The organism is Pseudofrankia sp. DC12 (assembly GCF_000966285.1).
In the GTDB taxonomy this organism is placed as follows: Bacteria; Actinomycetota; Actinomycetes; order Frankiales; family Frankiaceae; genus Pseudofrankia.
In genome coordinates, this window is the sequence record NZ_KQ031391.1 from 2,412,918 (window position 1) to 2,425,424 (window position 12,507).

Below are 12,507 nucleotides of genomic sequence, written 5' to 3' on the forward strand. Positions count from 1 at the left end.
GCAACCCAGCATCGCATCGCCGCCCGACAACCCGAGCCCGCCGCCGGAACGTCGCACGCCATGATCAAGGCGACAGCCCAGCCATCACCCCGCGCTCAAGGCATCACGCAAGGCGGTGGTCAGGCGAAGCCGCGCTTGAACCGGTGACAGAAAGTCAGGCCTACGGCAGGCTGAGATGCCTGTCACGGCCGCCGGGCCCCGCCTACAGACACAGATCACCCCTTGACTGCGTACCGTCAGTAAGCGACGAGGTGCATCGGCAGGACCGGCATCGTCGCCAGCAGGGTCGCGACACCGTCCCGGACGTCAAGACACCGGGATCAGCGGACCCGCATCCGATGGCTGCCTCGCGACCAGCGCTTCTCCGAGCCAGGAGGGCGACCGGTCCGGCCCGGGACAGGAGTCCCGCGCCCTGGCGGTCTCGACCAGACCTCACCCTGACATCCGACCGTCCGCGCCGCCGCGCGCGCTTTCGGATGCCGACCGCCGTACATGGCCGTCTGACCGACGGTTCGACGAGGTCATTCACGAAGGGGGACGTGATGTCGCGCGTCGCAATCACCGGTGGAGCAGGCTTCCTGGGCAGCCACCTCTGCGAGCGGCTGCTGGCCGACGGCGCAGAGGTGATCTGCGTCGACAACTTCGTCACCGGCCGGCCCGAGAACGTCGAGCACCTGCTCACCGACCGCAGGTTCCGGCTCATCGACCGGGATGTCACCGAGTTCCTGCACGTGCCCGGGCCACTGGACGCGGTGCTGCACTTCGCGTCGCCCGCGTCGCCCGTCGACTACTACCGGCTGCCGATCGAGACGTTGATGGTCGGTTCCGCCGGCACCCGTAACGCCCTCGGCCTGGCACGGGCGAAGGGCGCCCGGTTCCTGCTCGCCTCCACGTCCGAGGCCTACGGCGACCCGAAGGTCCACCCGCAGCCCGAGTCCTACTGGGGCAACGTCAACCCGGTCGGCCCGCGCAGCATGTACGACGAGGCGAAGCGGTTCGCCGAGGCGCTGACCATGGCCTACCGCAAGGCCAGGGGCGTGGACACCGGCATCGTCCGGATCTTCAACACGTACGGCCCGCGGATGCGCGCCGACGACGGCCGGGCCATCCCGACGTTCATCTCCCAGGCGCTGCGCGGCGAGGGGATCACCGTGGCCGGCGACGGCTCACAGACCCGGTCCTGCTGCTACGTCGACGACCTGGTCGAGGGCATCCTGCGGCTGCTGTGGTCGGACCTGCCCGGCCCGGTCAACATCGGCAACCCGCACGAGTTGTCGATCCTCGACACCGCCCGACTGGTCCGCGACCTGTGCGGCTCGCCCGCGCCGATCACGTTCATCCCGCGCCCGGTCGACGACCCGACCGTCCGCCAGCCGGACATCACGATCGCTCGCGGCAAGCTCGGCTGGGAGCCGAAGGTCGCCGTCGGCGACGGCCTCGCGCGCACCATCGAGTGGTTCGAGCGCGAGCTCGTCGGGGCGAGCCACGCGCGAGCCGCCTGATGCGGCACCGGGCCGGCCCCTTCGGCCAGTCCCAGAACACGCAGCAGGCGGCCGCCCACGCGACGTTCGTGCCGATGTTCGGCCGGGCCGACCGGGCGGTGCGGGGCCTGTTCGTCCTCGCCTGGGTGGCCGCGCTGGCGCTGTTCTGGGGATGGTGGTTCGAGCCGGCGCACCTGGTCACGGTTGCGGGCTTCGTCCTGAACACGGCGCTGCTCGGCTACCTGTGCTACCTGCCGGTCTACTTCGTGTTGACATCGCTGCGGCTGCGCCGGGTCAACCCGAAGCTGGCGCTGCGCGGCCAGCGGGTCGCATTCGTCGTGACGAAGGCGCCCTCGGAGCCGTGGGAGGTCGTGCGCGCGACGCTCGCCGGCATGCTCGCGCAGGACTACCCGCACCCGTATGACGTGTGGATCTGTGACGAGGACCCAGACGGCACGACCTACGACTGGTGCGGCCAGCACGGCGTCCGGGTCTCCACCCGGCGCGGGGCCGCCGACTACCACCGCGACACCTGGCCCCGCCGGACGAAGTGCAAGGAAGGCAACCTCGCCTTCTTCTACGACCACTGGGGCTACGACCGCTACGACGTCGTCGCCCAGCTGGACGCAGACCATGTCCCGGCGCCGGACTACCTGGCCCACATGGTCCGCCCGTTCGCCGACCAGAAGATCGGCTATGTCGCCGCGCCAAGCGTGTGTGACGCGAACGCCGCCGACTCGTGGGCGGCCCGCGGCCGGCTCTTCCGCGAGGCCAACCTGCACGGCCCGGTCCAGGTCGGGTCGAACGGCTGGCTCGCGCCGGTCTGCTTCGGCTCGCACTACGCGGTGCGGACCGCGGCGCTGCGCGAGATCGGCGGCATCGGCCCGGAGCTGGCCGAGGATTTCTCGACCAGCTACCTGCTGAACGCCGCCGGCTGGGAGGGCGCCTTCGCGCTCGACGCCGAGGCGCACGGGGACGGCCCGGCGACGTTCGCCGCCGCCCTCACCCAGGAGTTCCAGTGGTCGCGCAGCCTGATGGTGCTGTTCATGGACACCTTCTGGCGGCACGCCCGCCAGTTGCCGAAGCTCCTGCGGGCCAGATTCCTGTTCTCACTGAGCTACTACCCGCTGCTGGCGGTGACGACGGCGGCGGGCCTCTTCCTGGCGCCGGTCGCCTGTCTGACCGGGCTGCGGTGGGTGAACGTCAGCTACCTGCACTTCCTGGCGCTGTGGCTGCTCGCCTCGGCGGTGATGCTCGGGCTGAACGGCTACCTGCGCCGCCAGGGGCTGTTCCGGCCGGCGCGGGCGAAGCTCACCGGCTGGGAGAGCTGGCTGTTCGCGATGGTCCGCTGGCCGTACGTCGGCTGGGGCTGCGTCGCCGGGCTGCTGCAGAAGGTGCGGCCCAAGCCGGTCACCTTCAAGGTCACGCCGAAGGGTGACCGCGCCGTCGAGAAGCTGCCGACCAGGCTGCTGGCCCCGTACATCGCGGTCTGTCTGGTCGCCTTCGGCGCGGCGCTGTACGGCTCGCGAGTACACCACGCGCTCGGCTACGTCGTCCTCAGCCTGCTGGGTGGCCTCGCCTACCTGGCGGTGATCGGCTCGGTGGCCGCGATGCACGCGGTGGAGACCCGTCGGGCCACCGGCGCGGGCGCGGGGGCGCTGACCGGAACGATCGCCGTCCCGCTGCTGGTCGCCGCCGTGCTGGCCGCGCTGTGCGCCGCCGCCGCGACGAGCACCTGGCTGGCCTTCGACGCCACCCACACGAACCCACTCGACCTGCTGGAAGGGGTTTCGGGATGAGCACGGTCCTTGTGACGGGAGCCGCCGGCTTCATCGGCTCGCACACGACCGTCGACCTGATGACGGCGGGCTACGACGTCCTCGGCGTCGACAACTTCGCGAACAGCTCGCCCGGCGCCGTCGAACGGATCCACAAGCTGGCCGAGGGCACCGGGCCTCGGCCGGAGGATGCGCGAAAATGCTCCACCTTCGCGCATCCGGAGGCCGCAAGGGGACGCTGTGAGTTCGTCGAGCTGGACCTGCGGAACCGGGCCGGGCTCACCGAGCTGCTGGGCCGTCGGCCGGTCGACGCGGTCATCCACTTCGCCGCCCGCAAGGCCGTCGGCGAGTCGGTCGAGTTCCCGTTCGACTACTACGACACCAACGTGGGTGCCACGCTCAGCCTGGTCGCCGCGATGCTCGACCGGGGCGTCAACCGGCTGGTCCTCTCGTCCAGCTGCTCGATCTACGGCGACGCCACGACCGTGCCGATCCGCGAGGACGCGCCGGCCCGGCCGACCAACCCGTACGCGCGCAGCAAGTGGATGTGCGAGCAGATCCTCGCCGACGTCTGCCGGCGTCATTCGGACTGGCACGTGACGTCGCTGCGGTACTTCAACCCGGCCGGCGCGCACCCGTCGGGCCTGCTGGGCGAGGACCCCCGCGGCATCCCGAACAACGTGCTGCCGTATATCGCCCAGGTCGCGGTCGGGCGCCGAACCGAGCTGTCGATCTTCGGGGACGACTACCCGACGCCCGACGGCACCGGCGTCCGCGACTACCTGCACGTCGTGGACCTGGCCGAGGGCCACCGGCTGGCGTTGGCCGCGCTCGACGCCGCCGCCGGCCATCGGGTGATCAACCTGGGCACCGGCCGGGGCACGTCGGTGCGCGAGCTGCTCGACGCCTTCTCGACCGCCTGCGGGCGGGCGCTGCCCAGCCGGGTGGTCGCGCGGCGCGCCGGCGACGTCGCCGAGCTGGTGGCCGACCCGTCGCTCGCGGTCGAGCTGCTGGGCTGGACCGCCTCGCGCGACGTCGCCGCGATGTGCCGCGACGCCTGGGAGTTCCAGCGCCTCAACCCGAACGGCTACGAACCCGGGCCGTTCGACGACCACAGCACCAGCCAGCACGCCACCAACGGGATCGGGGGATCCAGGTGAGGACAAGCGCCAGCCAGCTCGCGTCGGACATCACCAGGGCGGCCACTCGGCCGCGGCTGACCGTGGTCGGCACCGGGTATCTCGGGGCCACCCACGCCGTCTGCATGGCGCAGCTGGGCTTCGACGTGCTCGCCGTCGACGTCGACACCGCGAAGATCGAGCGGCTCGCGGCCGGTGAGGTCCCGTTCTTCGAGCCCGGCCTCGACGAGCTGCTCCGGGCGAACCTCGCGACCGGCCGGCTCCGGTTCACCTCGTCGTTCGAGGACGTGGCGACCTTCGGTGACGTCCACTTCCTGTGCGTGGGCACCCCGCAGCTGCCCGGCCGCCAGAACGCCGACCTTTCGTATCTGCACGCGGCCGTGAGCGCGCTCGCTCCACACCTGCGCCGCGGCTCGCTGGTGGTCGGCAAGTCCACGGTCCCGGTCGGCACCGCGGCGGCGCTGGCCGACCGGCTGGCACTCGAGGCACCGGGCGTCGAGCTGGCCTGGAACCCGGAGTTCCTGCGCGAGGGCTTCGCGGTCGAGGACACCCTGCGGCCCGACCGGCTCGTCTTCGGTGTCGCCTCCGCGCCGGCCGAGGCGATCCTGCGGTCCGTGTACGCCCCGATCACCGACCGGTACGACACCCCGGTGATCGTGGCCGACTTCGCCACCGCCGAGCTGGTCAAGGTCGCCGCCAACTCCTTCCTGGCCACCAAGATCTCCTACATCAACGCGATGGCCGAGGTCTGCGAGGCCGTCGACGCGGACGTGACGACGCTGGCCCAGGCGCTGTCGCTCGACGAGCGGATCGGCGGGAAGTTCCTGCGGCCCGGGGTCGGCTTCGGCGGTGGTTGCCTGCCCAAGGACATCAGGGCGTTCCGAGCCCGGGCCGACGAGCTGGGCGTCGGGCACAGCCTGACGTTCCTGTCCGAGGTCGACGAGATCAACCTGCGCCGCCGGGACCGGATCGTCCAGCTCGCCCGCGGCGCGGTCGGCGGCTCGCTGGCCGGGCAGCCGGTCGCCGTACTCGGGGCGTCGTTCAAGCCGAACTCCGACGACGTCCGTGACTCGCCGGCCCTGGCGGTCGCCGCGCTGCTCGACGCGGCGGGGGCGATTGTCACGGTCTACGACCCGATGGCGCTCGACAACGCCCGACGGGCTCGGCCGGAGCTGACCTACGCGACGTCCGCCACCGAGGCCGTGACCGGGGCGAAGGCGACGGTCCTGCTCACCGAGTGGACCGAGTTCAGCGAACTCGACCCGGCCGAGCTCGCCGAGACCGCCGCCGGTCGCACGATCATCGACGCCCGGCACACGCTGGACCCGGCCCGATGGCGCGCCGCGGGCTGGACGTACCTCTCGCCCGGCCGCCCGGCGATGCCGGCGACGGCGCCCGCCTCGGTTCCGGCCAGGGCGACGACCGTGCCGGCGACGGCGCGCTCGGTGCCCACGCCCCGCCAGGTCAGGGAGGCTCTCGCCGCTCGCGCGGCCTGACCGAAACCCGCGTCCTACGCCGTCTCCGGGCGGAGCCCGTTCTCCCACGGTTCCGCCCGGAGCGCGCGGTCAGGTCACCGGTCTCAAGGGGCGAAGGCGGTGCTCGCCGCGGGTAGACGGTCTGCGCCCACTTCGTCGCCTAGCCAGGCGCTGGCGTGGTGGCCCGCGGCCGAGGCGGTCGCGGGCTACTCGGCGTGGGGAACGCGGACCAGGCCGGCAAGCAGCTCGTCGTAGGAGGCCAACGGCGGGACGACGGCGTCGGGGTCCTTGCCCGCGTCATCCCAGCGGCGGACGTTAGCCGCGTCCTGCGCGTACGGGCCGGCCTGGAAGGCGGCAAGCTCGGCGCCTTCCAGCGGCCCGCCCTGCATCGCGAGCGTCTTCTTCGATATCGGGGAAAGCGTGTCGTAGTAGCCGAGATCGACGGCGCACAGGTAGCGCTTCGCGTAGACGTGCAGGCGGACCGGCTCGGTCACCTCGGGGCCGAACCAACGGGCGAGCCATGCCGACCCGGTGTCCTCGTGGCGGATGTCCTCGCCCCGACGCAGCGCGTCGGCCGAGTCGTGGTCGGCGACGTGGCCGACGTCGTGCAGCAGCGCGGCCGCGATGAGCGCCGGGGCGGCCCCAGCGGCCCGAGCGCACGCGGCGGTCTTCAGCTGGTGGTCGGCCACGGTCACCGACTCGCCGAGGTACTCCGACGCTCGGGCCGCGCCGAACGCGTCAAGGATCGCGGCGAGCGCCGCCGCGACCACCGCACCGGAGGAGCCGTCCGTCGGCTGGGCGCTCATCGGGCGACCGCCACCGGCCGCCCCGACGCCCGCGTCGCGACGATTCTCGGCACCGCCGTCCGTCCCGGCGAGCCAGGGTGGGTGGGCACGGACCGAGTGCCATCCCGGCGCAGCACCGCCAACGTGCTGCGAAGGCCGTCCATGTCGACGTAGCAGCCCTGCAGGTGCCGCTCGCCCAGGTCACTCGGCGCCGGGCGCCGACCGCCGCCGCGAACCGTCCGCTGGCCGAGGTCACCGGCAGCCAAGTGCGGGCCGAGGTCACCGGCGGCCAAGTGCGGGCCGAGGTCACCGGCGGCCAAGTGCGGGCCGAGGTCACCGGCGGCCAAGTGCGGGCCGGTGGCCCGGTAGGCGGACCGGCCGTGCAGGACGCGGGTGTTGTCGAAGATCAGGCAGTCCCCCGGCGTCAGCCGCAGCGAGACCGCGAGCTCCGGGGCGTCGAGGATGTCACCGAAGGCGGCCAGCGCCCGGTACACCGCACCGACCTTCTCGGCGGTGACGTCGGGCGGCTGCAGGCCGCGGTCGTTCCACCGGACCTGCGTCACGGCGCCCTCGTCGTCGACGGAGATCACCGGGGCGCGGCAGGCGAGGACCGAGGTCGGCCCGTCGTAGCTGAACGGCAGCCAGACCTGGGTCAGGGTGTCGAAGGCGTCCCGGTCGGTCTCGCGCAACCGGTCGGCCGCGGCGAACCCGTCGACGAGAGTCGTGTCGCCACCCTCCCCGGCGGCGCGCAGGCAGTGCAGCAGCTGCACGGTGGGAACCGGGTCGCGGTAGGGGTTGTCCGTGTGCGGGGCGAGCGCCAGGCCGGTGTAGGCGAGGTGCTCGGGGTCGGGCTCGACGCGGACGTCGAACAGCTCGCCGTAGTTCGTCACCCGGACGTGGCCGAAGCTGCGCCCGACCGCCAGGACCAGGCCGGCCCGGGCCGGCACCTCGGTGATCACCGCGGCACCCAGCTTCTCGACGGCGCCCAACGCCGTGGCCATGGCGACCGGCGAGCGCAGGTAGGCATCCCAGGCCACCCGCGGCGGGCCGGCGGGCAGGTCGGTGGCCGTCCAGGCGACCCGCGCCCGGGCGGACTGGTCTCCGGTCCGCGTGCCGCGGCCGGGAGCGTTGCGCTCAAGCCAGTCCAGCTCGAACCGCGACTCGTGGCCGTCCGGCGCGAAGACGACGGTCAGCCGGCCGTCGCGGACCGCGTACCGCTCGACCGCCAGGTCCGGGAGGAGCCGCGCGACCCGCGCCGACCCGACCAGCCGCTGCCCGGTCCCCGGATCGCGGCACTCGGCGCAGCCGCACGCGTCCCGCAGCCAGACGGCGGGCAAGGCGAGATCACCCAGGTCAAGCATGGTCACGGGCCCCGCAGCGTTCATCCACACAGCCTCCGCCCCCGTGACGGCCAGCCGATGACATCCGGTTGAACCAGTACGGAACTTCCAGGCCGGCACGCCGCTTCCCCGGTCAGCGCAGCGGGATCGGAGCCGGGAGCGGCAGGTCGACGCTGCGGTCCAGCGGCGTGCCGGCGCCCACTCCGCCGCCCGGGTCCGGATCGGCGTCGTTTCCGGGACGGCGCTGCCAGTAGTTGGCCGCCAGCTCCCTGGACAGCGCGGCCAGGGCCAACGGGTCGACGTCGTCCCCTTCGACGGGCCCTGCAGCGCTCGCCTGGGCGTAACGGCGGAAATCGTCGTAGCCGGCGGCGACGGGGGCCGCGGTGTCCAGGACGGTGGCGACGAAGGCGAGCGTGCCGTCGCCGTTGTCGACCAGCTCGATCAGCCGTGACTGCTGCGGCCAGTCGATGTGCGACGCGGTCGTGATCTCCCAGAAGCCACCCGCGAACGGGCTGTCGGCCGGTCGGGCGTAGGGGGTGACGGTGTGCCGGTGGGTGTGGCCGTTCACCCAGCCGATCACGTTCGGGTAGCGCAGCAACAGGTCACGGACGCGGGACAGTAGCACCCGCGGCGAGTCGTCCGGTGCCTGGTCGTTGACCAGGCAGTCCAGCGGGTGGTGGCTGAAGAGGATGAAGAGGATGTCCTGGCCGGCATCCGTGCCGACGGACCCGTCCTCGGCGAGCCAACGGGTCGAGCCCCGTCGCAGCGTCGCCTCCAGCCAGGCGAGCTGCGCCTCGTCGAGTGAGCCCTGCCAGCCGCCGTAGGGGTTGACGGTATCGAGCACGACGCCGGTCACCGGCGGGACGCCGTCGCCGCCCGGTAGCGCGGTGAAGGTGTAGTAGGCCGTGCCGTCCGCCCTGTTGGCCTCGGTGTAGCCGTGGCCGACCGGGCGTCCACGAGTCTCGAAGTGCGCGGCTATGTGCTCGAGACGACGGACCGGGCGGCGGCGCTCGTCGGCCGGAACGATGCGGATCGGACCGCCCAGGAGGGCCGCGAACGCCTCGAGATCACCGGTGTCGATCGCCCGCGCCACGGTGGACAGGTCGGCCCCGGGAGCCAGGTCGTAGATCTTCGCCTCGCCGACGGCCAGCGCCGGGATCGGCTCGTCGGGGACCGCGGTTCCCTGCGCGAGGTTGTCGTGGTTGCCGTGCACGGCGTACCAGGGCGTCGCCAGACCGGTGGCGGCGAAGGCACGGCGGGCCGCGTCGATGACTCCTGGCACCTCGGGGAAGCCGTACTCGGCCCTGGCCAGGTCGTCGGGCTGGCCCGGTGGGGTGCCGTCCGGATGCCAGTAACGGACGTCGTAGCAGTCGTCGTCGGCGACACCGTGGTAGCGGTCCGGGCTGCCCGAGTCGACCTGGACGGGGCCGCCACCGTCCAGCACGTCGCGGTACCAGGACAGCTCGTTGGCCTGGCAGTTGTCGGTGGCGTCGCCCGTGACGATCGTGAAGGCCAGCGGCGGGTCCTGGGCCAGTGCGTTCACCGTCCGGACCATCGCCTCGACGACGTGGGCGGCGAACGCCTCCTGGGGCCGGTAGGCGCCCAGTTCCTGGATCTTCTCCCGGAACGGCGAGTCCAGGTCCGAGATCCGTTCCAGGAACTCGGCGCGGGCCGGCGACTGATGGTCCATCACGTGCAGGTCGGACAGGTGCGCGAACGCCAGCAGCGTCCGCCGGTCGCGCGCGGGGGTGGCACCGGTGCCGTCGCCGAGCAGGTCGGTCCGCACCAGGACGGGCTCCCCCGGACCGGCGACAAGGGGGCGATAGCCACCAGTCCGTGGGGCGCCACGGACCAGTCGACGGTGGGCCGTGGTCAGCGGGGTGCTGCTCTCGGGTCCGGCTGCCAGAGGGTCGGCGACTTCAAGAGGGTCGACCGGGCCCTTCATGCCTGGCTGGAATGACTCGTCCCACGGCTCGGTACTCATCGTTCAGGTCCCCCGATTCGCGCGCCGCCGGTTTGCACGCGTCTGCCCCATGATGAACCCGCCGGTAACAAGTTGTTCGGCAGACCTCCGAACAGGCTGTTCCTCGCCGCACGAACCACGGACCAGGCACTCGTGGGTGGGGCTGGCGATGCGCCAGATCAGTGCCGGCCGGGACGGGACGCGCAGCGGATGCAGACGCGGACCCAGGGGCGAGCGTCGAGGCGCCCCGCCTCGATCGCGCCGCCGCAGGCCGCGCAGACGCCGTAGTCGCCGGTCGCCAGACGCGCCGAAGCGGCCTCGATCTCGGCAAGGCGGGCGCTCGCCTCGCGCAGGGTCGCGCGGACCTGTTCGCGTTCGAACGGGATGGACGCGCCCTCGATGTCGTGCTCGTCGTCGGTGTTGACATAACTGTCATCGAGGAGCAGCGCGAACCGCTCCCGCAGCGCCTCCAGCGAGGCGGCGGCCGCGGCGCGTTCGGTCGCCAGCCGGGCCCGCACGGAACGTTCGGAGGTCATCGTTCGATCGAACCGCGCCGTCGGCCGGTCAGCGCGGGGAAAGCTCCGCCTCGATCAGGGCACGAGCCCGTGCGGCCGGCGGCGTCGACCGGACGGCCAGCTCGAAGATCACGAGACCGAAGGCAACGACCACGCAGAGGTCCACCCAGAACGGGATGAGGCCGCGCCCGCCGCCGAACTGGCCCAGCCACGAGACCACAGTCAGACCGCCGAGCCACGGCACCAGCCAGAGCGCCGAGCGCCATTCGAGGGCCGGCCAGCGACCGGAAGGCTGTGTCGACCGGTAGCCGGCGAAACAGGCCAGCCCGGCGGCGATCGCCACCGCCAGCTTCTGGTCGTTCTCCCAGCCGGCCCAGTAGACGATCAGGTTCGAGGTGACGAACGCGGCCCGGGCGAGCACCGGCGCCACCGGCAGCCGGTAGGGCCGGGGCCGGTCCGGATCCACCCTCCGCAGCACGGTCAGCGCGATCGGCGCGAAGGCGTACGTCAGGAACGTGGCCGAGCTGATCAGCGTCACGAGCTGCTGCCAGCTCGGGAACGGCAGGAACATGACCAGGCCGATCGCGTACGCGAGCAGGATCGAGACCACGGGCGTGCCGCGCCGGTCGAGGCGGCGCATCGCCCCGGGCAGGTAGCCGGTCTGGCCCATCGAGTACGCCAGCCGGGCCGACGTGCCGACGTAGATCAGTGCCGTGCCGCCCGGAGAGACGACGGCGTCGATGTAGAGCAGCACCGCCAGCCAGCCCAGGCCCAGCCCGGTCGCGATGGTCGCGTACGGCCCGTAGTCGCCGCTGCCCACCGGGTGCTCCCAGCCGCCCGCGATCCCGGCGGGCGAGAGCGCGCCGAGGAAGGCGAGCGCGAGCAGCAGGTAGACGGCGGTCCCGAGCAGGGTCGCGATGATCACCGCGCGCGGCACGTCGCGGCCGGGGTCACGTGCCTCGGCACCCATCTGGACGGCCTGTTCGAAGCCCTGCAGCGCGAAGACGACGCCGGCCGGCAGCGCTGCGAAGATCCCGTGCGCGCCGAAGGGGGCGAACCCGCCGCCCGCGTGGAAGTTGCCGGGGTGGAAGGCGACGGCCAACAGCGTGATGACGGTCAGCACCGGCACCAGGAACTTCCAGATCACCGCGACCGAGTTGGTCTCCGCGAGCCACCGCACGCCGAGCACGTTCACCGCCGTGCACACCCCGAGCGCGGCGGCGCCGAGCATGAGGCCCGTGCCTGTGAGGGTGCCCTGCGGGCTGATCAGGCCGGGCCAGATGTTGTCCAGGTAGGACAGCGCCGCCTCGGCCTCGATCGGGGCGAGCGCGACCGCCTGGATCCAGGCGAGCCAGCCGGCGACGAAGCCGGACAGCGGGCCGAGGGCGAGGTGGGTGTAGCGGGCGCTGCCGCCGGCGACCGGGTAGGTGGCGCCCAGCTCGGCGTAGACGAGTGCCAACCCGATGATCAGGACGCCGGCCAGCGCCCAGGCGACCAGCGAGGCCGGGCCGGCGACCCGGGCCGCGGTCAGCGCGCCGAGCAGCCAGCCGGAGCCGATGATCGAGCCGAGCGAGACGAAGGTCAGGCCCAGCAGTCCCAGTCGCGGCGCCATCCCCGTGTCGCCGCCCGGCGGCGGGGCGGGCGGTCCCGGCGGCGCCTGGCCAGGGTGGCCGGGTCCAGGCAAGCCTGCCCGCCGTCCAGGCGTCAGGGGCGACGGCACGGCGATGCCGCGGTGCCTCGCGGCCGGCTGACTTCCGTACATCACCGGCCGCCTCTCGATATACAGCTCTGTCGCGGTTAGCGGGGCGTGGTCGTTAGTTGCCCGACCATAGCGACACACTGCGCGTACTTACCGGCTTTCCTGGCCATTCGAAGAATCACCGGAAGCCCGCGTTGAATCTCGGCCGTCGGCGCTGTGGTCGCGAGGCTCAGTGTCCATCTGTCTGTCGCGAACCGCCCGTCGACGATCCTGTGACGTGAACTCTTCCCGCCCTATTGGCCGAGATTCAGGCCTGAATAGCGAATTACCAG

9 protein-coding genes are annotated in these 12,507 nt (G+C 72.4%); 4 read left to right on the forward strand and 5 right to left on the reverse strand.

All coding sequences use genetic code 11. The features are described from left to right. Positions 1 to 542 precede the first annotated feature (542 nt). The 4 genes from FRADC12_RS09745 to FRADC12_RS09760 are packed head-to-tail and all read left to right on the forward strand — an operon-like array spanning position 543 to position 5,894. A complete protein-coding gene (locus tag FRADC12_RS09745) occupies positions 543 to 1,502 on the forward strand; it encodes a UDP-glucuronic acid decarboxylase family protein (protein WP_045879339.1) in 960 nt (319 codons plus the stop codon). After that, on the forward strand, positions 1,502 to 3,280 hold the full coding sequence (locus FRADC12_RS09750) for a glycosyltransferase family 2 protein (protein WP_045876422.1): 1,779 nt from the start codon (positions 1,502 to 1,504) through the stop codon (positions 3,278 to 3,280). Before FRADC12_RS09745 ends, FRADC12_RS09750 begins: the two co-directional genes overlap by 1 nt. After that, positions 3,277 to 4,419: a UDP-glucose 4-epimerase GalE gene (gene galE, locus FRADC12_RS09755; RefSeq protein ID WP_045876423.1), complete on the forward strand. Its 1,143-nt coding sequence runs from the start codon at positions 3,277 to 3,279 to the stop codon at positions 4,417 to 4,419. Before FRADC12_RS09750 ends, galE begins: the two co-directional genes overlap by 4 nt. Next, the gene (locus tag FRADC12_RS09760) at positions 4,416 to 5,894 is read left to right on the forward strand and encodes a UDP-glucose dehydrogenase family protein (RefSeq protein ID WP_045876424.1); all 1,479 of its coding nucleotides are present in this window, start codon (positions 4,416 to 4,418) and stop codon (positions 5,892 to 5,894) included. The genes galE and FRADC12_RS09760 overlap by 4 nt, the downstream gene beginning before the upstream one ends. A gap of 185 nt (positions 5,895 to 6,079) precedes the next feature. Here FRADC12_RS09760 and FRADC12_RS09765 read toward each other — a convergent pair whose 3' ends face one another. From FRADC12_RS09765 to FRADC12_RS09785, 5 genes are all read right to left on the reverse strand, one after another. Then, positions 6,080 to 6,679: an HD domain-containing protein gene (locus FRADC12_RS09765; protein WP_045876425.1), complete on the reverse strand. Its 600-nt coding sequence runs from the start codon at positions 6,677 to 6,679 to the stop codon at positions 6,080 to 6,082. Beyond that, complete coding sequence (locus FRADC12_RS09770) at positions 6,676 to 8,043, reverse strand: TauD/TfdA family dioxygenase (RefSeq protein ID WP_045876426.1); 1,368 nt, start codon at positions 8,041 to 8,043, stop codon at positions 6,676 to 6,678. The genes FRADC12_RS09765 and FRADC12_RS09770 overlap by 4 nt, the downstream gene beginning before the upstream one ends. 88 nt (positions 8,044 to 8,131) lie before the next feature. Further along, positions 8,132 to 9,982 carry a TIGR03767 family metallophosphoesterase gene (locus tag FRADC12_RS09775; protein WP_232303706.1) on the reverse strand — a complete coding sequence of 617 codons (1,851 nt, stop codon included), beginning with the start codon at positions 9,980 to 9,982 and terminating at the stop codon, positions 8,132 to 8,134. A 158-nt stretch (positions 9,983 to 10,140) separates the two neighbouring features. Next, on the reverse strand, positions 10,141 to 10,497 hold the full coding sequence (locus tag FRADC12_RS09780; RefSeq protein WP_045876427.1) for a TraR/DksA family transcriptional regulator: 357 nt from the start codon (positions 10,495 to 10,497) through the stop codon (positions 10,141 to 10,143). Positions 10,498 to 10,525: 28 nt separating this feature from the next. Next, a complete protein-coding gene (locus tag FRADC12_RS09785; protein WP_045876428.1) occupies positions 10,526 to 12,088 on the reverse strand; it encodes an APC family permease in 1,563 nt (520 codons plus the stop codon). Positions 12,089 to 12,507: the final 419 nt, after the last annotated feature.

Coding starts and splice junctions, on each gene's coding strand:
- FRADC12_RS09765 (WP_045876425.1), bottom strand. CDS start 6,679: ATGAGCGCCCAGCCGACGGACGGCTCCTCCGGTGCGGTGGTCGCGGCG.
- FRADC12_RS09785 (WP_045876428.1), bottom strand. CDS start 12,088: ATGGCGCCGCGACTGGGACTGCTGGGCCTGACCTTCGTCTCGCTCGGC.
- FRADC12_RS09775 (WP_232303706.1), bottom strand. CDS start 9,982: ATGAGTACCGAGCCGTGGGACGAGTCATTCCAGCCAGGCATGAAGGGC.
- FRADC12_RS09770 (WP_045876426.1), bottom strand. CDS start 8,043: ATGAACGCTGCGGGGCCCGTGACCATGCTTGACCTGGGTGATCTCGCC.
- FRADC12_RS09780 (WP_045876427.1), bottom strand. CDS start 10,497: ATGACCTCCGAACGTTCCGTGCGGGCCCGGCTGGCGACCGAACGCGCC.
- FRADC12_RS09745 (WP_045879339.1), top strand. CDS start 543: ATGTCGCGCGTCGCAATCACCGGTGGAGCAGGCTTCCTGGGCAGCCAC.
- FRADC12_RS09750 (WP_045876422.1), top strand. CDS start 1,502: ATGCGGCACCGGGCCGGCCCCTTCGGCCAGTCCCAGAACACGCAGCAG.
- galE (WP_045876423.1), top strand. CDS start 3,277: ATGAGCACGGTCCTTGTGACGGGAGCCGCCGGCTTCATCGGCTCGCAC.